This is a genomic window from Streptomyces sp. 2131.1 (genome assembly GCF_900105515.1).
GTDB lineage: Bacteria > Actinomycetota > Actinomycetes > Streptomycetales > Streptomycetaceae > Streptomyces > Streptomyces drozdowiczii.
Window position 1 is genome coordinate 2,704,325 of record NZ_FNSY01000001.1, and the last position, 21,699, is coordinate 2,726,023.

Sequence of the window (21,699 nt, forward strand, 5' to 3'; positions counted from 1 at the left end):
AGGGGCGATGTCCCGTACGACCACACCACCCGCCACCCCGACAGCCGCCCCGCCCATGGCGGCGGGCGCGGCACCCGCGCACGGCGGGCTCACGGACGCGCTCGCGGCCACGCCGTGGGAAGAACTCGTCACCTCGGCCCTGCTGGGCACGGACCGCCGCCCGCCCGAGGGCGCTTCCGGCACCGGCCCGGACGGCGCGGCCGCCGCCCTGCTGGACGCCGCCGCGCTGCACACCGTGCGGCGGCGCGCGGGGCTGCTGCCCGCCGCCGCGTCCCCGCCCCCCGCACCGGCGCCCGACGATCCCCGGCCGCCCCTTCCGGAGGCCGCCCGTGGCCGGCTGGCCCAGCTCCTCGCTGACCGGGCGGCTGGTTCCGGCGGCCGGCGGGGCACGGCTCCGGACCTCACGGAGCTGATCCCGCAGTGGCTGGCCACCGCCAACGTCCACGGCTACCGGGCGCCGGACTCCGCCCTGCCCTCGCTGCTCGACGCGGCCCGGGCCCGGACCGATCTGCGCCCGCAGACCCTGGAGTTCGCGGGGCCGCGCGGCCTGTGGCTGGCCGGGCTGAACCCGGAGTGGAAGTTCGCGCTGCGCGGTGCTTCCGGGTCCGCTCTACTGCCGTCGCCGGACGATTCGGAGGCGGTTCAACGGCTGTGGGAGGAGGGCCTGTTCGCTGAGCGGATCGCGCTGCTCGGGGCCGTACGGGCACGGGACGCGGACGCCGCCCGGGCGCTGCTGGCCGCCACCTGGAAGACGGAACGGGCCGAGGACCGGCTGATGTTCGTGGACTCGTTGCGTACCGGGCTGTCCGCCGACGACGAGGAGTTCCTGGAGCGGGCGCTCGCCGACCGCAGCCGCAATGTCCGGGCGACGGCGGCCGAGTTGCTGTCCGCGCTGCCCGGTTCGGCGCTCGCCCGCCGGATGGCTGACCGCGCGCTGTCCTGCGTGAGCCCCGGCCTCACCGGGGACGAGCCGTTCGTCGCGGTGGAGGCGCCGCACGAGTGCGACGAGGGGATGCAGCGGGACGGCGTGGTGGCGCTCCCGCCGTCCGGCCGGGGCGAACGGTCCTGGTGGCTGGGCCAGTTGGTGGAGGCGTCGCCGCTCTCCGTCTGGCCGGCGCGGTTCGGCGGGCGCGGCGCGGCGGAGATCGTGGCGCTGCCGGTGGCGGACGGCTGGGGCGAGGAGCTGCACGCGGCGTGGTGCCGGGCGGCCGTGCGGCAGCGGGATGCCGCATGGGCGCGGGCGCTGCTCGGCCCGCCGTCGACACCCCCGTCGAACGGCCCCGGTACGGCCTCGCTCGCCGAGCGGGCGAAGCTCCTGGCCGTGCTGCCTCCGGCGGAACGGGCGTCCTGGGTGGCCGACTTCATCGCCGCGCACGGCTTGTCGGAGGCGTTCCAGCTGCTGGGCGTGTGCCCGGTCCCGTGGGACCGGCCGCTCGGGCGGGCCGTGGTGGACGCCCTCGACATAGCCAGGGACGCGGGCAGCTACCCGTGGAGCTTCAGCGGTGTCATGGGCCTCGCCGAACGCTGCCTCGACCCGTCGGAGGCGGACCGCCTGGAGGTCCTGACCACCACCCCGGCCGAACCGGCGGACGCCTCCCCCGGCGCGAACGGCTACTGGTCCGAGGCGTTCCAGCGCCTGGTCTCCACGCTGCGCCTACGCGCCACGATGGACAGCGAGCTGTCCGGGTCCCCGGAGCGCTGAGCCACCGGTCCGGTGCCGCGCCCGCCGGACCACGCGCCGGCTTGGCCGGCGAGCGCGCGGCCGGCTCGCCCCGGGGGTTCGATGGCGTACCGACGCGGCCCGGCCCCTCAGGGGCACCCCGGGCGTGAACCTCGCGCGCCCGAGCGCGTGCTTCACCGGGGCACCATCAGGCGACCGGCGCTCCGGCGCGCGAAGCGCTCGGGCCCGGCGCGGCCCGGAAGCCGCCCGGCAGCCCGGTGGGACGCCCGACCCGCCCGGCTGGACGCCCCCCGCCCGCCGGGCACAGGCCCGACGCCGCCCGGAAGCCGCAGAACCGACCCGCAAGACGGCCCGCCCCACCGGCACAGGAGCGACAGCGCCCGGAGCCGCACGCTCGCCCCGCGAGACGCCCCGGTTCTGGCAGGCACCCGGTGCCCCGCGACCATCGCGGAAATCCCCGGCCCCCGGGCCGGCTACGCCTCGGCCGGGGTGCGGACGTTCGCGTTGACCCAGTCCACGATCGCCGTCGTCGTCGCGCCGGGGGTGAAGATCTCCGCGACGCCCTGTTCCTTCAGGGGGGCGATGTCCGCCTCCGGGATGATGCCGCCGCCGAAGACCTTGATGTCCTCCGCCTCGCGCTCCTTCAGGAGTGCGATCACCTTGGCGAAGAGCGTGTTGTGCGCGCCGGAGAGGATCGAGAGGCCGATCGCGTCGGCGTCCTCCTGGATCGCGGTGTCGACGATCTGCTCGGGCGTCTGGTGCAGCCCCGTGTAGATGACCTCCATGCCGGCGTCGCGCAGCGCCCGCGCGATGACCTTCGCCCCTCGGTCGTGGCCGTCGAGGCCCGGCTTCGCCACCACTACACGGATCGGACCGGTCACACCCATCTCTGCCTCCACCTGCGTCTCCCGTGCCTGAAGGGCCGGGGATGTGAACGAACGTTATCCACAGCATCCCGCAAGCCGCAGTTTCGCGGTGAGCCGGGAGGGGGAAATCACACATGGGACATTGTTCACGGGCACCGGTCCCAGGGCCCGCGGCGGTTTCGCCGTGTGGGACCGGGCGCCCGGGGAGCCGCATCGGGTCGCCGTATCACCGCGCCGTCAGCCGCACGGCACGGTGGTACGGGCCTCCGTCCGACACGGACACCGTCCGCAGGGACCTGCGACGCGGCGCCCCGCCCGGGCAGACCGGAGCCCCGGGCCACCGGAGCAGGAGGCCGATCATGAAGACCCCCAGCCTGCCGTTCCCCTCTCCACCGACCGCGCTGCTCAGAGCGACCGCACTGGAACTCGTGGTGCTCGCCGGGCACGCCCTGCTGTATCCGACCGGGATCACCGGCGAACGGCGCCCGGGCCGGACCCCGGCCGCCCGGTGCGCCCCGGCCGCCGAGGGCGTCCGCACGGACATCCCGCCCGCCGACGGCACCGAACGGCCACCCGTCGTCTTTCTTCACGGTTTCATCGACAACCGCTCGGTCTTCGTCCTGCTGCGCCGCTCGCTGGCCCGGCACGGCTGGCGTCACCTGGAGTCGCTCAACTACTCCCCGCTGACCAGCGACATCCGTACGGCCGCCGAGCTGCTGGACCGGCACATCGAGGAGATCTGCACCCGCACAGGCCACCACCGGGTCGACATCGTGGGCCACAGCCTCGGCGGGCTCATCGCCCGCTACTACGTGCAGCGACTGGCCGGTGACCACCGGGTCCGCACCCTGGTCACGCTGGGTACGCCGCACGCCGGTACGGCCGTCGCCCCGCTGGCCGGCGCACTGCCCATCGTGCGCCAGATGCGCAAGGGGTCGGCCCCCATCGAGGAGCTGCGGCTGCCCGCGCCCGGCTGCCGCACCCGGTTCGTCAGCTTCTGGAGCGAACTCGACCGGGTGATCGTGCCGGCGGAGGCGGCCTGCGTCGACCACCCGGACCTCGACGCGGTCAACGTACGCGTCACCGGCATCGGGCACCTCGCACTGCCGGTGCACCCGGCGGTGGCGGCCGCCGTACGCCAGGCGCTGGACACGCCTGACACCGCCCCGGGGGCCGCAGGAGCCACCGGCCCGGCATCCGTCGCCTGAATTCGAACAGGTTTCGAACGTAGAGCCAAGGGTCTGTGCGGGCTCCGTCGAAAGACGGCCGATTGCCCAATTTCTCGAGCCCGGCGGCGCCGTCGAAGATTGTCGACGGCGGATACCGCCGGGTACAGTCGCGGCCACTGCTTAGCCCCGGGGTCCCCACGCCCCGGACGGGTCCTGCTGCCGAGGCGAGAGAGAAGTTGGTGAACGACCAGCACCCCCACGCCGCCGGGTATGCCGGATACGACGGTCACTCCACGCGCAGCTTCGACAGTGACCCGCTCTTCGGCTCCCTCCCCGGCACCTACGACGCCTCGTACGACACCACCGGCGGCTACGGCATTCCGTACACCGACGGACAGGCCGACCACACCGGCTCGTACGACGCCACCCAGTGGGACACGGGCGCGCACCACACCTTCGGGACCGGCCAGTACGACGCCTACCCCGCGTACGCCGACCAGACACAGCAGCATCCGCAGTGCGACGGAATGCCGCAGTACGACACCGCCACGACCTGGCTGCCGACGGAGGGCTACGCCCCCGGCATCCCGTCCCAGGGCGGCGCACCCGACACCTCCGGCCAGTGGGACACCACCACCTGGACCACCGCGACCGCGTGGCCCGCCGACGACACGGCCTCGTACGACACCGGCGTGTACGACGCCACCGCCTGGAACACCGGCGCCACGCCCGGGCACGAAGAGCAAAATGTGCAAAGCCCGGCCGCCTCGAACGAAGCCGAACAGTCGGCACCCTCGGAGTCGTACGAAAGCTACGAGGCCTACGACCACACCGGCTCCTACGACTACGACCCGTACGAGCCCTACCGCACCGCCGATGAGAGCGGTGACGGGACCGGCGGTCATCCCGTGCCGGTCGACGAAGCCGACGCCGAGGACACCGAGCACCCCGCTCTCGCCCCGGCCGGGACCCGCCGCGACGCGGCCCGGCCCGCCGCCCGCACCGGGGGCCGCAGCCGCAGGCGCACCCCCGCGAAGCGCTCCGCGCTTCTCACCGTCGCCGTTCCGTCCGCCTGCGTGATGAGCGTGGCGGGGATCGCCGCCGCCTCCGTGAGCGGCATGGGCGGGGGCGAGACGAAGAAGGACGCGACCACCACCATGGCCGCCGCCGACCCCGGCACGGTCAAGCCGGTCGCGGCCAACAACGCGCTGGACACCCAGCTCGCCAACCTCAGCGCCGACGCGGAGAACTTCGCGGACCGCGCGAGCCGCACCCAGGAACGCATCGACCTGAAGGCGCGGCAGGCGGCCGAGAAGAAGAAGCGCGCGGAGGAGGCCGCCCGCAAGGAGGCCCTGCGCCCCAAGTTCGTGCTGCCGGTCAAGCAGCACGGGCTGAGCGCGTACTTCGGCCAGGCGGGCGTGAACTGGATGTCCGTGCACACGGGCATCGACTTCCCGGTCCAGTACGGCACCCCGGTGATGGCGGCGACGGACGGCACGGTCCGCACGCAGTACAACAGCGCCTACGGCAACATGGCGATCGTGACCATGGCCGACGGCACGGAGACCTGGTACTGCCACCTCAGCAGCACCCGTATCCGCTCGGGCCAGGTCAAGGCCGGCGACGTCATCGCGTACTCGGGGAACTCCGGCAACTCGACCGGTCCGCACATGCACTTCGAGGTGCGGCCCGGTGGAGGCGCGGCGATCGACCCGCTGCCCTGGCTGCGCAGCCACGGAATCGATCCGACCTGAACGCGTAACGGACCGCCGTGACGGACCGCCGTGACAGACCGTCGTAACGGCCGGGGGCCTCGGGGCTCCGGCCGTTACGCGTGTCCCGGGACCTGCGGTCTCAGAGCTTCTGCACCGGCGCGTACCGCAGGAGCAGCTTCTTCGGGCGGTCGTCGCCGAAGTCGACCGTGGCCTTGGCCTGGTCGCCGACGCCCTCGACCGCCGTCACCGTGCCGAGGCCGAACTGGTCGTGCGTGACCCGGTCGCCGGCGACCAGTGTGATCGTCGGCTTGTCGGAGGTCCGCCGGGTCGCGAAGCCCGAGGGCCCGGAGCGGGCACGCGAGGCGGAGAGCGACGAGGTGATCCCCGAGGTGGGGCCCGCCGGGGCGGCCATCGGGCCCTTGCGCTTCCAGTCCAGGTGCTGGTCCGGGATCTCCTCCAGGAACCGCGACGGCGGGTTGTACGAGGGCTGGCCCCAGGCGCTGCGCATGGCGGCCCGGGTCAGATAGAGGCGCTCGCGGGCGCGGGTGATGCCGACGTACGCGAGGCGGCGCTCCTCCTCCAGCTCCTTGACCTGGCCGAGCGCCCGCATGTGCGGGAAGACGCCGTCCTCCATGCCGGTCAGGAAGACGACGGGGAATTCGAGGCCCTTCGCGGTGTGCAGGGTCATCAGCGTGATGACGCCGGAGCCGTCGGTGTCCTCGTCGGGGATCTGGTCGGAGTCGGCGACGAGCGCGACCTGCTCCAGGAACTCCGCGAGCGTGCCCGCGCCCTCCTCCTCGCCCCGGTCCTGCTCGAATTCGAGGGCGACGGCGGCGAGCTCCTGGAGGTTCTCGATACGGGTCTCGTCCTGCGGGTCGGTGGACGCCTGGAGCTCGGCGAGGTAGCCCGTACGCTCCAGAACCGCTTCCAGCACCACGGCGGGGCCGGCGCCGGACTCGACGACCGTGCGCAGCTCCTCCATCAGCGTGTTGAACCGCTTCACGGCGTTGGCGGAGCGGGCGGCCATGCCGTACGCCTCGTCGACGCGGCGCAGCGCCTGCGGGAAGGTGATCTTCTCGCGCAGCGAGAGGGCGTCGATCATCGCCTCGGCGCGGTCGCCGATGCCGCGCTTGGGGACGTTGAGGATGCGGCGGAGCGGGACGGTGTCCTCGGGGTTGGCGAGGACCCGCAGGTAGGCCAGGACGTCCCGGACCTCCTTGCGCTCGTAGAAGCGCACCCCGCCGACGACCTTGTACGGCAGGCCGACGCGGATGAAGATCTCCTCGAAGACACGGGATTGCGCGTTCGTCCGGTAGAAGACGGCGACGTCACCGGCCTTGGCGTCGCCCGCGTCGGTGAGGCGGTCGATCTCCTCGGCGACGAACTGCGCCTCGTCGTGCTCGGTGTCCGCGACGTAGCCCGTGATGCGGGCGCCGGTGCCGGCGTTGGTCCAGAGGTTCTTCGGGCGGCGGCTCTCGTTGCGCTCGATGACCGCGTTGGCGGCGGACAGGATCGTCTGGGTGGAGCGGTAGTTCTGCTCCAGCAGGATCGTCGTCGCGTCCGGGTAGTCCTCCTCGAACTGGAGGATGTTGCGGATGGTCGCGCCCCGGAAGGCGTAGATCGACTGGTCCGCGTCACCCACGACGCACAGCTCGGCGGGCGCGTCCTCGGGACCGGCCGGGCCGACCAGCTCCCGTACCAGGGTGTACTGGGCGTGGTTGGTGTCCTGGTACTCGTCGACCAGGACGTGCCGGAAGCGGCGGCGGTAGTGCTCGGCGACGTCCGGGAAGGCCTGGAGCAGGTGGACCGTCGTCATGATGATGTCGTCGAAGTCCAGCGCGTTGGCCTCGCGCAGCCGGGCCTGGTACATCGCGTACGCCTGGGCGAGCGTCTTCTCGAAGCCGTCGGAAGCCTGGCCGGCGAAGGTCTCCTCGTCGATGAGCTCGTTCTTGAGGTTGGAGACCTTGGCGGTGAAGGACTTCGGCGGGTAGCGCTTGGGGTCCAGCTCCAGGTCGCGGCAGACCAGGGCCATGAGGCGCTTGGTGTCGGCCGCGTCGTAGATCGAGAACGAGGACGTGAAGCCGAGCTTCTTCGACTCGCGGCGCAGGATGCGGACACAGGCGCTGTGGAAGGTCATGACCCACATGGCGTTGGCCCGGGGCCCGACCAGCTGCTCGACGCGCTCCTTCATCTCGCCGGCGGCCTTGTTGGTGAAGGTGATCGCCAGGATCTGACCGGGGTGCACGCCCCGCTCGGCCAGCAGGTGGGCGATGCGGTGGGTGAGCACCCGGGTCTTGCCGGAGCCGGCGCCGGCGACGATGAGCAGGGGCGACCCGGCGTGCACGACGGCGGCGCGCTGCTCGGTGTTCAGCCCGTCGAGCAGCGCCTCGGGGTCGATGACCGGGCGGTGCGCGCCGTCGCGGTAGTACGCGTCGCGGGACGGCGGGGGCCCGTCGAACACGCCCGCGAAAAGGTCCTCCGGCACCGCTTCGGGTGCGGAGTCCTCGGGGGGCGGCGGAGGCCCTTCCTCCTCGTTCTGGAGGCCGGCCAGGAAACTGTCGTCAAAGAGGCTGCTCATCGCTGTCCGAGTCTAAGGCGCCCGACTGACACTCGACCCCCGTCCGAAAAGGTCACGGAAATGTATCGGGCATATCGAACACCAACCTTCACAGCGGCCCCATGAGTTGGCTAGCGTGCACGTTCGGACGGCCCGTACCCCCAGAGGCGACCCACGCCGAACGTGCCTCCACGCCGAATCCGGGCCCGCCCGGAACCGGGGACCCACACGCATCACCGGGGTGAATCGGTCCTTCCCCACTGGACCGTAGGGCAGCCTTCCGTTCCGCCCGAACCCGACAGCTAACCCGGTAGGCGGTCCACGGAAGGAGATGCCGGCCTTGGCGTCGCATCGCAAACCGCGCACCCGGGTGCGCGCCACCGCCCCCGCCGTCGGGCTCACCTCGGCCGCGCTGGCCTCGGTGACCCTGCTGTCCTCGCAGAGCGCGATGGCCGCGCCCACGCCCAAGCCGAGCATCGAGGAAGTCCAGAAGAGGGTCGACGACCTCTACCGGCAGGCGGGCACCGCGACCCAGAAGTACAACCAGGCCAAGGAGGCCACGGACAAGCAGAAGAACAAGGTCGACGCGCTGCTGGACGACGTGGCCGAGCGCACCGCGAAGGTGAACGACGCCCGCAGGACGCTGGGCAACTACGCCGCCGCCCAGTACCGCGACGGCTCCCTCGCGCCGACGGCGACCTTCTTCCTGGCCGACGACCCGCAGTCGTTCTTCGACCAGACCCACCTCATGGACCGGATGGCCGAGCGCCAGCAGCAGGCGGTCACCGAGTTCCGTACGCAGCAGACGAAGGCGTCGAAGCAGCGGGCCGAGGCCGTGAAGAGCCTGGAGACCCTCACCGAGTCGCAGACCGCGCTGCGCACCAGCAAGCAGAACGTCCAGACGAAGCTGACCGAGGCCCGGACGCTGCTGTCGAAGCTGACCGCCGAGGAGAAGGCGCGCCTGGCGGAGCTGGAGCGCAAGAAGGAGGCGGAGGCCGAGCGCAAGGCGGAGGAGCTGGCGAAGAAGCAGGCCGCCGCCAAGAAGGAGGCCGAGCGCAAGGCGAAGGAGGCGGGCGGCAGCGGTACGGAGGCGGGCTCGGGGTCGGGTTCCGGCTCGGGGTCGGGTTCGGGTTCCGACAGCAGCGCCTCGACGAAGGCGGAGAAGGTCCTCGCGTTCGCCCGCGCCCAGATCGGCAAGCCGTACGTCTGGGGGGCGACCGGTCCCGCTTCGTACGACTGCTCGGGGCTGACGCAGGCGGCCTGGAAGGCGGCGGGTGTCGACATCCCGCGCACCACCTGGGACCAGGTGAACGTCGGAACGCGGATCGCCACGGACGATCTGCAACCCGGTGACCTGGTGTTCTTCTACGACGACATCAGCCACGTCGGGATCTACAAGGGCGACGGGATGATGATCCACGCGCCGAAGCCCGGGGCGAACGTGCGCGAGGAGTCGATCTACTACATGCCGATCTACGGGAGCGTGCGCCCGGCCTGAACCGGCGAAGGGGGCCGGTGGCCTGACCGGCGAAGGGGGCCGGTGGCGTGACCGGCGAAGGGGGCCGGTGGCGTGACCGGCGAAGGGGGCCGGCCCGGGCGGGCCGGCCCCTTTTCTTCGAGGCGCGTCCGTCTCTTTCGCGGCCTGTCTCTCAGGTCCAGAGCGTGGCGATGAAGATGTTGGCGAGTGTCAGGGCGCCGACCGCCGCGAACAGGCCCTTCTCGACCTTCTCCTCGTCCCGCTTGACGTAGACGAGCCCGAGGATGACGACCAGGATCAGCAGCTTGATCCCGATCTTGACGTTGTTCACGGGGTGGTCGTCGGCCTGGTCGAGGCCGACGAGAGCGACTCCGGTGACCAGCATGGTCAGCGCGCCGTGCAGCATGCCGGGGACGAACCGGGCGGTGCCGGCCTTCATCGCCTTCATCTGGCCGAGGAAGCCGCCGAGCAGGGCGGCGATGCCGATGATGTGCAGGGCGACGACGAAATCGATGAGTACGCGCATGGTTCCGCACCCTAGCCCCGGGGGTTCCGGCCCCTTGCGGGCAGGGTGGGCCCCTACGGGCCGCTTGAATGATGAATGCACTATTTGCCGGTATCTGCGGCTATTTTTCCTGTCGCTCACGCGTCACACACGGTCGTTCAGCGACAATGCCACGCCAAGAGTGGGCAATAACCGCCATAACGACACCTTCCCGTGACCTGGGATTAGCGTCCCTTCCCGGTGGCCGGCCCAGGCGCCGTCCTCTCCGGACCACCGAACCAGCCCGCCGGTAGACCCCGCCGGGCAGTCGCACGGAAGGACGCCCGCCCTCGTGGCAGCGCATCGCAAACCCAGGCAGCGCCTCTCCACCGGCTCCGCGGCCCGCACCGCGGCGACCCTCGCCTTCGCCGGGGCCGCGACCGCCGCCGTGCTGCCGGGGGCCGCGCACGCCGACCCCGCGCCGACCGCCGCGCAGGTCAAGGCGCAGGTGGACCGGCTGTACCGGGAGGCGGAGACCGCCACCGAGAAGTACAACGGCGCGAAGACCGAGGCGGCCGCCGCGGCCAAGTCGGTGGACGCCCTGCGCGACGAGGCCGCCCGCAGGACCGAGCGCCTCAACGCCGCCCGCGACGTGCTCGGCGCGTACGCCGCCGCGCAGTACCGTTCCGGCGGGCTGGACCCGTCCGTTCAGCTGGCGCTCTCCTCCGACCCCGACCAGTACCTGCGCCGCGCCACCTACGCCGAGCAGGCCGGGGAGCGCCGCGCGACCGAGGTGCGCACGGTGCGGCGCCAGGTCGCGGAGATCGCCCAGGTACGCGCCGAGGCGGCCGGGAAGCTGACCGAGCTGGCCGCCAAGCAGGCCGACCTCAAGAAGCACCGGGCGACCGTCCAAGCCAAGCTGGCCGAGGCCCGCCGCCTGCTCGCCCGCCTCACCCCGGCCGAACGGGCCGCCTACGACGCGTCCGAGGACGGTCGCGGCACCGGCCACGCCGACCGCAGCGCCCCACGTTCCACCGTCGCCGCGCCGAACCCACGCGCCGCCCAGGCCGTCGCCTTCGCGTACGGCGCCCTGGGCAAGCCGTACGTCTGGGGCGCCACCGGGCCCGACTCCTTCGACTGCTCCGGCCTCACCCAGGCCGCCTGGCGCTCCGCAGGCGTCTCGCTCCCGCGGACCACGTACACCCAGATCAACGCGGGCCAGCGGGTACCCCGGTCCCAACTGGCCCCGGGAGATCTCGTGTTCTTCTACTCGGGCGTCAGCCATGTCGGCCTGTACATCGGGAACGGGAAGATGATCCACGCCCCGCGCCCCGGAGCGCCGGTCCGTGTCGCGCCGATCGACGAAATGCCTTTCGCGGGGGCGGCCCGGGTGGCATAGGCTCCGGCCTCCGAGCCCCGGACCCGACCGCGCGAAGGACACCCGCACATGCCGATGGACGCCGACGTCCAGACCCATGCCCGTACGCTCACACTGCGCTCCCCGGACCACGTCCGGGTCGGGCCGTTCGTGATCCGCTACAACCCGAACTGGTCGCTGAAGTACGCCAACTACGCGATCCCGGACCGGGACGCCGAGCCGACGCCCGCCGAACTCGACGCGCTCGTAGCGGCGTTCCGCGAGCGGGACCGGATGCCCCGCCTGGAGTTCCTGCCCGGCTGGGCGCCCGCCGTCGAACCGGCGCTCCTCGCCGCCGGGTTCACCGTCGAGAACCGCGCCCCCATCCTCGCCTGCGCCCCCGGCGACCTGGTGGACCCGAAGCCGGTCGCGGACCTGGTCATGGCCGAGCCCGCGACCGACGCGGAGTGCGCGGCCGCCGCGCTCGTCCAGCACCTCGGGTACGGCGGGGAGGGAGAGCCCGAGGACGGCACGGCCGAGTGGCTGCGCAACGCGGTGGCCGGCGGCGGGGTCGCCGCGCTCGCGACGGTCGGCGGCATACCGGCGGGCGCGGGCGGCTGCTCGGTCCCGGTGGACGGGCTCAGCGAGCTCGCCGGTCTCGCGGTCGGCGCGGACTTCCGCCGCCGGGGCATCGGGGCCGCGCTCTCCGCCCACCTGACGCGCACCGCGTTCGAGCGGGACTGCCGGGTGGTCTGGCTGGAGCCGGGCGACGCCGACGTGGAACGGATCTACGCGTCCATCGGCTACAGCCGGGTCGGCGAGAAGCTGAACATCTCGCTGGACCCGGCCTGATCCGGGCGGAAGGCCTCAGACGAGCCTGCGGGCGGTCGCCCAGCGGGTCAGTTCGTGGCGGTTGGAGAGCTGGAGCTTGCGCAGCACCGCCGAGACGTGGGACTCAACGGTCTTCACCGAGATGAACAACTGCTTGGCGATCTCCTTGTACGCGTACCCCCGGGCGATCAGCCGGAGCACTTCGCGCTCGCGCTGGGTCAGCCGGTCGAGGTCCTCGTCGACCGGGGGCGCGTCCGTGGAGGCGAAGGCGTCGAGAACGAAGCCGGCCAGGCGGGGCGAGAACACCGCGTCGCCGTCCTGGACCCGGAAGACCGAGTCGACCAGGTCGGTGCCGGTGATCGTCTTGGTGACGTAGCCCCGGGCGCCGCCGCGGATGACCCCGATGACGTCCTCCGCGGCGTCCGAGACGGACAGCGCGAGGAAGCGCACCGGGTTCTCCGCAGCGCCCATCAGGGACGCGCAGCGGCGGAGCACCTCGACACCGCCGCCGCCGGGGAGGTGGACGTCGAGGAGGACGACCTCGGGGCGGGTCGCCGTGATGACGGTGACCGCCTGGTCCACGTCGGCCGCCTCGCCGACGACCTCGACGCCGGTCTCCTCGGTGCGGCCGATCTCGGCCTGGACGCCGGTGCGGAACATCCGGTGGTCGTCGACCAGCACGACTCGTACCCGGCGCTCCGGGCCCTCGTGGCCCCCGGTCGCCTCACTGGTCCCGTTCATCGCTCGTCCTCTCCATCTCAAGCTCGACCTCGGTGCCCCCGCCGGGCACCGAACGCAGCCGGGCCGTACCGCCGTTGCGCTGCATCCGGCCGATGATCGATTCTCGTACGCCCATTCTGTCCCCCGGTACGGAGTCCAGGTCGAATCCCGGGCCCCGGTCGCGCACGGAGACGAAGACCGTCCGGCCCTCGACCTCCGCGTAGACCTGGACGGCGCCGCCCTCGCCACCGTACTTCGCGGCGTTGACCATCGCCTCGCGCGCGGCCTGCATCTGCGCGGCCAGCTTCTCGTCGAGCGGGCAGTCGCCGACGACGACGACCTCCAGCGGGACGCCGTGCTTGTCCTCGACCTCGGCGGCGGCCCGTTTGACGGCCTCGGCCAAGGTCTCCGGCTCGTCGTCCTCGTCCTTGCCGGTGCCCTCGGGGTTGTACAGCCAGTTGCGCAGCTCGCGCTCCTGGGCGCGGGCCAGCCGCCGGACCTCGCCGGCGTCGTCGGCGTTGCGCTGGATCAGGGTGAGGGTGTGCAGCACGGAGTCGTGGACGTGGGCGGCGACCTCGGCGCGCTCCTGGGCCCGGATGCGCATGAGCCGTTCCTCGGAGAGGTCCTGGGTCATGCGGACCAGGTAGGGGCCGGCGAGGAGGGCGATGCCGGTGAGCACGGCGATGGCGGCGGTGAGGACGTTGCCCAGCTGGGCGGCGGAGCCGCGTACGACCATGAAGACGGCGAGCCCGAGGCCGACGAGGGCGACTCCGGCGAGGGCCCGGGCCAGCTGGAGGACGCGGCGGCGGCGGCCGACCTCCATCCAGCGGGCGCGGCGGGCGTTGTCCGCCTGGCGCCAGACGAGGACGGAGCCGGCGCCGATGAGGAGGCTGGGCCAGATGTAGCGGTCGGCCTTGCTGCCCATGTCGACGTTGCCGACGAAGACGGCGGCGCCGAAGAGCAGCGCGATGAGGGCGAAGACCTGGCCCTTGTCGGGCTTGCGCAGCCTTCGGGTGCCGTCGGGGGCGGTCTCGAAGACGGACCTCGGCCCCTCCACGCCGCCGACACCGAGCGGGACCACGATCCAGAACACCGCGTACAGCAGGGCGCCCAGGCCGTCCGCGAAGAACAGGCCGAGGAAGACGAACCGGAGCCAGGCGACCGGCAGGCCGAGGTGCCCGGCGAGCCCGCGCGCCACTCCGCCCAGCAGCCGGCCGTCCGCGCTGCGGTAGAGCTTGCGCAGCGGGGGCTCCTCCGGGTCGGGGGCTTGAGAGCTTGCGGCTCGGGCGGTGGCGGCTGGCATGGACCGATCGTCACATGCGCGCCCGTGCGGGGGCATCAGGGTCGGCCCCCAGTTCGACCCTGAAACCCCCAGGGCGGTGTGGGGGGCGGAAGGGCGGAACGGGCTTTCGCGTCCCTGAGGCCGGGGCGGACCAATATCAGGGACCGGCCAGGGTCGGGGCGGGTGCCGGAGGGGCGCGGGGGCCGTCACCATGGAGTTATGACCGTTCCTCAGGACGCGCCACCCGCCGCGCCTCCCCCGCCCCCCGCTCCGCGCCTGCACCGCAGCCCGCGGCACAAGGTGGTGGCCGGGGTGTGCGGCGGGATGGGCCGGTACTGCGACGTCGATCCGGTGATCTTCCGGATCGTGCTCGGAGTGCTGTCGGTGACCGGCGGCTTCGGGCTGATCTTCTACGGCTTCGCCTGGCTGCTGATACCGGTGGAGGGCGAGGACGAGAACGAGGCACGCCGGCTGCTATCGGGGCGCGTCGAGCTGGCATCGCTGAGCGCGGTGCTGTGCGCGCTGATCGGCTGCGGTCTGTTCCTGTCGATGCTGGGCAACGGCGGCACGCTCGCCTTCTCCGCCATGCTGTCGGTCGCGGTCCTCGGCTTCTCCATGTGGACGCAGGCGCGCAAGAGAGCCGATCCCGAGGACCCGCTGCACCATGCGGCCGCGCAGGCCGCGTCGGACGCCCCGCCGGAGGTCATGGCGCCGCCGACGCTGTCGTGGCCTTCCTGGTGGCGCGACCCGATCATCAAGGACGGGTCGACGGGCAAGGTGGCGATCGGCTATCTGTGGGGGCCGCCGGACGCGACGGTCAGCGGGGAGCCGCTCGGGGCGACACCCGACGCACCGTTCCGCCCGCCGCCGCCCCGGTCCCGGGAGGTGCGCGGCCCGCGGTCCATAGCCGGCCCGGCGTTCCTGGCCGCCCTGCTGGCGGGCGGCCTCGGCACGGGGCTGAGCTGGGACTCGCAGCCGCTCGGGACGAGCCTGGAGATCGGGCTCGCCGCCGCGCTGGCGGTGTTCGGCCTCGCGATGCTGGTCAGCGCGTTCGTCGGGAGGACCGGTTTCGGCACGCTGCTGATGGCGATGACCACGGCCGGGCTGCTGGCGGGTGCCGCGACGCTGCCCAAGGACATCAGCACCCACTGGGTGCGCGAGGAGTGGCGCCCGGCGTCCGTCGCCGCGGTCCAGCCGCGCTACGCGGTCGGCTCCGGGCAGGCCGAGCTGGACCTCACCCGGATCACGGTGCCGAAGGGCGACACCGTGCGGACCCGGGTCGAGGCCCGGGCGGGCCGGGTGCTGGTGCACGTCCCGCCGGAGGTCACCGTCCGGGTGCACGCGCGGACCCGGGTCGGCGCGCTCGTGCTGGTGGACGGGCATCGCAAGGGTGATCTGGACATCCGCGCCTCGCAGGACGAGCGCCGGACGCTGTCGCCGGCCGAGGGCAGTACCCCGGGCGGCACGATCGAACTCGATCTGGAAGTGGACTACGGACAGGTGGAGGTCAACCGTGCCGCGTCATGAGTTCCGGCCCGGGCGGGCTGTGACGGGTCTGGTGATGCTGGCCCTGGCCGGCGGGTACGCGGCGGACGCGGCGGGCGCCTGGGACGCCTCGCCGCAGTTCTTCATCGCCCTGTTCTGCGGCGGTCTGTGGACCGCCGCCTGGGTCACCTGGATCGGCTACCGGATCCGTCGCCGGCGCGCCGCGAGGAGCGCGTCGAGGGAGAGCGAGGCGCCGCCGCCCAGCAGCAGCGGGAGCCACGCCATGAGATAGATCAGGTCGTTGCCGAGGTAGTACGGGGAGACCTGCCAGCTGACGGTCAGCCAGAGGCTCAGCGAGATCAGGGCGCCGCCGAGCGCGGCGATCCGGGTCCACAGGCCGAGGAGGGTGCCGATGCCGACGGCCAGCTCGCCGAGGGCGATGGCGTACCCGAAGCCGGACGGGCTGTTGAGCGCCAGGTCGACGAGGCCGGGGATCGCGGCGGAGTCGCGGACGGCGTGCATCTGCTCGCCGATCGATCCGGGGCCCGAGGCGTGGAAGAAGGCGCTGTCGGTGAGCTTGTCGAGTCCCGCGTAGAGGAAGGTGACGCCGAGGAAGATCCGCAGCGGCAGCAGGGCGTGCTCCCGCCCCAGGTCCCGCAGGCTCCTGGCCTCGCCGAGGCCCCGCCCGTTACCGCCGCCGTACCCGTACATGCTGCTCCCGCCTTCCGCGGCCGTGCCTTGTCGTGACATGCCCTGCCGTGACGCGGCCCGCCGTAACGGCCGTGACGACCGTGCCCAGCCGTGACGTGCCGTGCCGTCGTGCGGCCGCCCGGCCGTTGTCACCGGACCGTGTGGCCCGTCACCCGACCTTACGTACGAACGCGGCGGAAGGAACCGGCGCGGTCGGGTTCACAGGAAAGGAGGCACCCGCATGGTCCGGGTTCGCGGGGAGGGGGCTCGGCATGGCTGGCCCGCGCGGCGGGGGGGGCTCGGCGTGCCTGGCCCGCGCGGCGGGGGGGCTCGGCGTGCCTGGCCCGCGCGGCGGGGGGCTCGGCGTGCCTGGCCCGCGCGGCGCGGGGGGCTCGGCGTGCCTGGCCCGCGCGGCGCGGGGCTCGGCGTGCCCGACCCGCGCGGCGCGGGGTGTCACCGCGGACCCCCTGCCGATCGACACGGCCGGCCGGCTCGGGGCGTGCCCCGTCAGTCGGTACCGTGCCCCCTCAGTCGGTACCGTGCCCCCTCAGTCGGCGGCGTGCCCCGTCAGTCGGTGACGTCGATCTCGACGCGGTTGGATTCCGTGCCCGCGGCCGTCACGACCTGTACCTCGACCACGCCGGGCTCCACCTCCACCGGCACCGGCACGGTGAGCAGCGTGTCGGAGGGGTTCGCGAAGCCGCCGGTGACCGGCACCAGCGGGACGTGGACGTGGACGGAGCCGATCCGTACGACGACCCGGGCCAGCCGGTCCGGTGCCCCGGCGCCGGGCGGCACGAACCCGGCGCCCCGGATCTCGATGTCGTCGCCGGTGCGGATCGGCGCGTCCAGGTCGCCCGCCTCCCGGGACCGGACGACCGAGAGCACGACGGGCCGCCCGCCCTCGCCGTACTTGCCGGTGAAGTAGACAGCCGCGGAGACGGCGACGAGGAGGGCGAGACCCCAGGGCAGGTCGGGGAGTTGTTCGGGCCTGCGGGCCAGGCGGACCGCGGCGAACACCACCGCGACGGTGGACACCAGCACGTACTGCACATCGGTGAAGCCGCCGCGCCCCGAGTCGTCGGTGAGCAGGTCCGCCGCGCGCGGCCGGTCGGCCCGCAGCTTCTGGAGCCGCCCGGACAGCACCCGCACGCTCACCACCCGGCGTACGGCCACCGCGACGGCGCACACGAGCGCGAGCACGGACACCACGCCCGCGCCGCGTGCCAGGTCGAGGCCCTCGATCAGCTCGTCGCGGCGGGCGTGTCCGGAGGCGGCGGCCAGTTCCAGGGCGAGGACGAGGACGGAGAACACGGCGAGCAGCACCCAGGACGCGGCGACGGCGCGGGAGGTGGAGAGCCGGTTGTCCTCGCCGATCAGCGGCGCGAGGAGGCCGCCGCGCGCCCGGTGGACGTGGGCGGCGCCGGTCAGCAGCGCGGCGGTGACCAGGCCGGCGAGGAGTCCGGCGGTACGGGCGTGGGTCCAGCCCACGCCGATCGCGGTGGCGGCCTCGGCGAGGGCCAGCACGGCGAGGCCGCCCCAGACGATGAGCAGGGTGCGCTGCCACACCCGGTACAGCCAGGCGTCCCCGGCCTCGCGGCCCCGGTCGGCCACCTCGCGGGCGGACTCGGTGAGTTCGTCGGAGACCCACTGCCGGGTCGCGGAGGCGGACTGCGCCACCCCGGCGGGCAGCCCCTGGCCCGCCGCGAACTCGTCCCGCTTGGCCAGGAAGGCGGCCACCGCGCGCCGGTGTCCCTGGCGCGCCCCGTGCGGGCAGTCGCCGCAGGTGCAACCACCGCCGTGCGCGCCCTGTCGTGCCTCGTCCAACGCCACGGAGAACGCCGCCCCTTCCCGCCCCTGTTGTTGCCGTCGCCCGGCCAACTCGTCCTTGAACGCTGCGAATTGTGCCGTACGGGGTCGGCGGTTGCCGCATCGGGGCGCACCGGAGGGGCATCTTCGTCAGCGCGTTCGAAATTCGCTCAGGCGCCGAGGGCTTCGCTCAGGCGCCGAGGACGAGGTAGGCGAGGCCGAAGGTGCCCCGGTAGCCGCCGTAGTAGCCGGTGCGCCGCTCGTCGACGGCGGCGACGACCCCGTCGCGCAGGGGGTGGTCCGGGTGGGCCAGCGCCCAGCGCTCGCCCCGGCCGATGTTGGCGTGCGACTCGAAGAGGTCCCATTCCCGCTGGTCGGCGACGGTCACCTGGAGCGCCCGCAGCCCCGCCGCCTCGGCCTGCCGGATCAGGTCGAGCAGTGAGCCGAAGTCGCCGGGTTCGGCGCCGAGCCCGGCCAGCGCCGCCGCGTCCGGCTCCCGCTCCCAGAAGCCCTCGCCGAACAGCACCCGGCCGCCGGGCCGTACGGACGCCCGCAGCGCGGCCAGTGCCTCGGCGGTCCCGCCGGGCCAGGCGTGCGAGGCGCCGATGGACACGGCCAGGTCGTAGTCCCTCTCCGGCCACTCGGCGGCCGGCACCTCGTGGAACCGTACCCGCTCCGCGAGCCCCCGCTCCCCCGCGAGCGCCCGGCCGCGCGCGACGGCCTCCGGGTCGGTCTCGACGCCGTCGCCCGTGCTGCCGGGCGCCGACTCCACCAGTCGCGCCAGCAGCTCGCCCCAGCCGCTGCCGAGGTCCACGATCCGCGCGCCTGGCGCGGGTGCGCAGGCGGCGACGAGCCGGGCGGCGTGCTCGTCGGAGAGCGGGGTGTTCCAGGTCAGGCGGTCGTTGTGGGCGGCGGACATCAGAGCGCGGATCTCTTCGGACGACATGGGGGCGGAGCCTGCCACGGGCGCCCCGGCGCCCGCCATGAGTTTTCGGGGGCGCGGCTGGAGGGCTGGTGCGCCTGCGGCGGAATCCCGGTACGACGATGCCGCCGCTCGGCGTACCGGGCGGCGGCATCGTCAGGGTCCTGCGGGGAGGGTCACTCCCACTCGATGGTCCCCGGCGGCTTGCTCGTCACGTCGAGCACCACGCGGTTGACGTCGGCGACCTCGTTGGTGATGCGGGTGGAGATCTTGGCGAGGGTCTCGTACGGCAGCCGCGACCAGTCGGCGGTCATGGCGTCCTCGGAGGAGACCGGGCGCAGCACGATCGGGTGGCCGTAGGTGCGGCCGTCGCCCTGGACGCCGACACTGCGGACGTCCGCGAGCAGGACCACCGGGCACTGCCAGATGTCGCGGTCCAGGCCGGCGGCGGTCAGCTCCTCGCGGGCGATGGCGTCGGCCTCGCGCAGCAGGTCGAGGCGGTCCTTGGTGACCTCGCCGACGATGCGGATGCCGAGGCCGGGGCCGGGGAAGGGCTGGCGCTGGACGATCTCGTCGGGCAGGCCGAGCTCCTGGCCGACCATCCGGACCTCGTCCTTGAACAGCTGGCGCAGCGGTTCGACGAGCTCGAACTCGATGTCCTCGGGGAGGCCGCCCACGTTGTGGTGGGACTTGATGTTGGCGGTGCCGGTGCCGCCGCCGGACTCCACGACGTCCGGGTAGAGCGTGCCCTGGACGAGGAAGGCGACCTCGGGGCCGTCCTCCTGGAGGATCTCCAGCTGGGCCTGCTCGAAGACGCGGATGAACTCGCGGCCGATGATCTTCCGCTTCTGCTCCGGGTCGGACACGCCGGCCAGGGCGTCGAGGAAGCGCTTCTCGGCGTCGACGACCTTCAGCTTCGCGCCGGTCGCGGCGACGAAGTCCTTCTCGACCTGCTCGGTCTCGCCCTGGCGCATCAGGCCGTGGTCGACGTACACGCAGGTGAGCTGGGAGCCGATGGCCTTCTGTACGAGGGCGGCGGCCACGGCGGAGTCCACGCCGCCGGAGAGGCCGCAGATGGCGCGCTTGTCGCCGACCTGGGCGCGGATCGCGGCGACCTGCTCATCAATCACGTTGCCCGTGGTCCAGGTGGGCTCGATGCCCGCGCCCCGGTACAGGAAGTGCTCCAGGACCTGCTGGCCGTGCGTGGAGTGCATGACCTCGGGGTGGTACTGGACGCCGTAGAGCTTCTTCTCGTCGTTCTCGAAGGCGGCGACCGGGACGACGTCCGTGGACGCGGTGACGGTGAAGCCCTCGGGGGCGGCGGAGCAGGCGTCGCCGTGCGACATCCACACCGACTGCTCGTCCGGGGTGCCCTCGAAGAGGGTGGAGCCGGACTTGGAGACGGTGAGCGGGGTGCGGCCGTACTCACGGGCGCCGTTGTCGTCGACGGTGCCGCCGAGCGTGGTCGCCATCAGCTGGAAGCCGTAGCACATGCCGAAGACGGGGACTCCGGCCTCGAACAGCGCGCGGTCCAGCGAGGGCGCGCCCTCGGCGTAGACGGAGGAGGGGCCGCCGGACAGGATGATCGCCCGGGGGTTCTTGGCCAGCATCTCGGCCACCGGCATCGTGGACGGCACGATCTCGCTGTAGACCCGGGCCTCACGGACGCGGCGGGCGATGAGCTGGGCGTACTGCGCGCCGAAGTCGACTACCAGGACCACGTCGGTGGTGGTGTCGGGGGCGGCGGGGGGTGCTGCTGGCACGGGCGGCCTTCCGGCGGTGGAGAGGGGTCGGTCCTCCAATTCTACCGGCGGCCGGAAGTGACCTGCCCCGGCTACGGGCGCCCGGCGGCGGACGTGGGCCGTCTCACGATCCGTGCCCGGCGTGAGCAAGGGGCGGGGCCGTCTCACGCTCCCGGCCCGCCGTGAGCAACACGAGCCCGGCCCGCCGTGAGCAAGGAGCGGGGCCGTCTCACGATCCGGGCCCGGCGTGGGCCAGGGGCCGGGGTGGGGCCATACTGTCCTCATGCGTCAGCACACGACCTTCGTCTTTACCTATGGCATCCGGCCCGCCGGCTGCCATGGTCGTGCTGCTTGAGCAACTGACAAGCGACGTTCCAGGCGCCCCGGGCCGACAGGCCCGGGGCGTTCTTGCGTTCCGGGCCCGTCGGCCCCCGGGGAGCCGCATCTCACCGGGAGACCCGACATGAGCACCAGCACCCCCGCCGCCAGGACCGCCACCGAGGCGACCGGCGCCCGCACCGACGAGGCCGCGTCCCTGATCGGCGACGCCCGCACCCGTATCGACGCCCTCGACGACCGGATCATCGGGCTCGTCCAGGAGCGGATGGCCGTCTCCGCGGTGATCCAGGAGGCCCGGATCACCTCGGGCGGCCGCCGGGTCAACCTGTCCCGCGAGACGGAGATCCTCGGCCGCTTCCGGGACGCCCTGGGCAAGCCGGGCACCCCGCTGGCGATGACGCTGCTGGAGCTGTGCCGCGGCCGGGTCTGAGCCCGGCGCTCCCCCGCCGTATCCCAGTTCGGGCGGAGTCTCACCCGTACGGCGCGTGACCGGGCCCGGCGCGGCTTCGTTGGTCCCGGTGTCCGTGTCAGCCAGGGGCGGGCTCTCGATGGGAACCACATGTGGCTCCGCCG

General features: G+C 73.1%; 17 protein-coding genes and 1 riboswitch. Of the genes, 8 read left to right on the forward strand and 9 right to left on the reverse strand.

The features are described 5' to 3' along the window. Positions 1–7 precede the first annotated feature (7 nt). Positions 8–1,702 (forward strand): DUF5691 domain-containing protein, encoded by a 1,695-nt coding sequence (locus tag BLW14_RS11960; protein WP_093707000.1) that lies wholly within the window; start codon positions 8–10, stop codon positions 1,700–1,702. A 452-nt stretch (positions 1,703–2,154) separates the two neighbouring features. On the opposite strand, the gene BLW14_RS11965 is transcribed toward BLW14_RS11960, so the two are convergent. Continuing rightward, positions 2,155–2,568 (reverse strand): coenzyme B12-dependent isobutyryl CoA mutase small subunit, encoded by a 414-nt coding sequence (locus tag BLW14_RS11965; protein WP_018519216.1) that lies wholly within the window; start codon positions 2,566–2,568, stop codon positions 2,155–2,157. Between the two features lie 338 nt (positions 2,569–2,906). Between BLW14_RS11965 and BLW14_RS11970 the strand changes: the two genes are divergently transcribed. Next, positions 2,907–3,755, forward strand: a complete 849-nt coding sequence (locus BLW14_RS11970) for an esterase/lipase family protein (RefSeq protein WP_093707002.1) — start codon at positions 2,907–2,909, stop codon at positions 3,753–3,755. A 200-nt stretch (positions 3,756–3,955) separates the two neighbouring features. Beyond that, entirely contained in the window at positions 3,956–5,470 is a 1,515-nt protein-coding gene (locus BLW14_RS11975; protein WP_093707004.1) for a M23 family metallopeptidase, read from the forward strand. A 100-nt stretch (positions 5,471–5,570) separates the two neighbouring features. On the opposite strand, the gene pcrA is transcribed toward BLW14_RS11975, so the two are convergent. Beyond that, a complete protein-coding gene (gene pcrA / locus BLW14_RS11980) occupies positions 5,571–8,009 on the reverse strand; it encodes a DNA helicase PcrA (protein ID WP_093707006.1) in 2,439 nt (812 codons plus the stop codon). Between the two features lie 161 nt (positions 8,010–8,170). Then, positions 8,171–8,321, forward strand: a riboswitch (cyclic di-AMP (ydaO/yuaA leader). On the opposite strand from pcrA, the gene BLW14_RS11985 reads away from it, so the two are divergent. Continuing rightward, positions 8,320–9,486: a C40 family peptidase gene (locus tag BLW14_RS11985; protein ID WP_177153956.1), complete on the forward strand. Its 1,167-nt coding sequence runs from the start codon at positions 8,320–8,322 to the stop codon at positions 9,484–9,486. (Overlaps the previous riboswitch by 2 nt.) Positions 9,487–9,637: 151 nt before the next feature. On the opposite strand, the gene BLW14_RS11990 is transcribed toward BLW14_RS11985, so the two are convergent. Then, positions 9,638–9,991 (reverse strand): hypothetical protein, encoded by a 354-nt coding sequence (locus BLW14_RS11990; RefSeq protein ID WP_093707008.1) that lies wholly within the window; start codon positions 9,989–9,991, stop codon positions 9,638–9,640. Positions 9,992–10,301: 310 nt separating this feature from the next. Here BLW14_RS11990 and BLW14_RS11995 point away from each other — a divergent pair, with 310 nt between their 5' ends. Together BLW14_RS11995 and BLW14_RS12000 are read left to right on the forward strand one after the other, a co-directional pair. Then, entirely contained in the window at positions 10,302–11,348 is a 1,047-nt protein-coding gene (locus BLW14_RS11995; RefSeq protein WP_093707010.1) for a C40 family peptidase, read from the forward strand. A 48-nt stretch (positions 11,349–11,396) separates the two neighbouring features. Next, positions 11,397–12,158 carry a GNAT family N-acetyltransferase gene (locus BLW14_RS12000; protein WP_093707012.1) on the forward strand — a complete coding sequence of 254 codons (762 nt, stop codon included), beginning with the start codon at positions 11,397–11,399 and terminating at the stop codon, positions 12,156–12,158. Between the two features lie 15 nt (positions 12,159–12,173). Here BLW14_RS12000 and BLW14_RS12005 read toward each other — a convergent pair whose 3' ends face one another. Together BLW14_RS12005 and BLW14_RS12010 are read right to left on the reverse strand one after the other, a co-directional pair. Continuing rightward, on the reverse strand, positions 12,174–12,878 hold the full coding sequence (locus BLW14_RS12005) for a LuxR C-terminal-related transcriptional regulator (protein WP_093707014.1): 705 nt from the start codon (positions 12,876–12,878) through the stop codon (positions 12,174–12,176). Further along, positions 12,862–14,160, reverse strand: coding sequence for an ATP-binding protein (locus BLW14_RS12010; RefSeq protein ID WP_093707015.1), 1,299 nt, complete (start codon positions 14,158–14,160; stop codon positions 12,862–12,864). The genes BLW14_RS12005 and BLW14_RS12010 overlap by 17 nt, the downstream gene beginning before the upstream one ends. A 198-nt stretch (positions 14,161–14,358) precedes the next feature. Between BLW14_RS12010 and BLW14_RS12015 the strand changes: the two genes are divergently transcribed. Further along, a complete protein-coding gene (locus tag BLW14_RS12015) occupies positions 14,359–15,666 on the forward strand; it encodes a PspC domain-containing protein (protein ID WP_093707017.1) in 1,308 nt (435 codons plus the stop codon). A gap of 156 nt (positions 15,667–15,822) precedes the next feature. Here BLW14_RS12015 and BLW14_RS12025 read toward each other — a convergent pair whose 3' ends face one another. The 4 genes from BLW14_RS12025 to guaA form a co-directional block, all read right to left on the reverse strand. Then, positions 15,823–16,335 carry a DoxX family protein gene (locus BLW14_RS12025; protein ID WP_093707021.1) on the reverse strand — a complete coding sequence of 171 codons (513 nt, stop codon included), beginning with the start codon at positions 16,333–16,335 and terminating at the stop codon, positions 15,823–15,825. Positions 16,336–16,881: 546 nt separating this feature from the next. Next, the gene (locus BLW14_RS12030; RefSeq protein WP_177153957.1) at positions 16,882–18,147 is read right to left on the reverse strand and encodes a hypothetical protein; all 1,266 of its coding nucleotides are present in this window, start codon (positions 18,145–18,147) and stop codon (positions 16,882–16,884) included. A gap of 166 nt (positions 18,148–18,313) precedes the next feature. Continuing rightward, positions 18,314–19,069 (reverse strand): SAM-dependent methyltransferase, encoded by a 756-nt coding sequence (locus tag BLW14_RS12035; RefSeq protein ID WP_093710705.1) that lies wholly within the window; start codon positions 19,067–19,069, stop codon positions 18,314–18,316. 152 nt (positions 19,070–19,221) lie between these two features. Further along, complete coding sequence (gene guaA, locus BLW14_RS12040) at positions 19,222–20,808, reverse strand: glutamine-hydrolyzing GMP synthase (RefSeq protein ID WP_093707025.1); 1,587 nt, start codon at positions 20,806–20,808, stop codon at positions 19,222–19,224. Positions 20,809–21,250: 442 nt separating this feature from the next. On the opposite strand from guaA, the gene BLW14_RS12045 reads away from it, so the two are divergent. Beyond that, entirely contained in the window at positions 21,251–21,556 is a 306-nt protein-coding gene (locus tag BLW14_RS12045) for a chorismate mutase (RefSeq protein ID WP_093707027.1), read from the forward strand. Positions 21,557–21,699 lie beyond the last annotated feature (143 nt).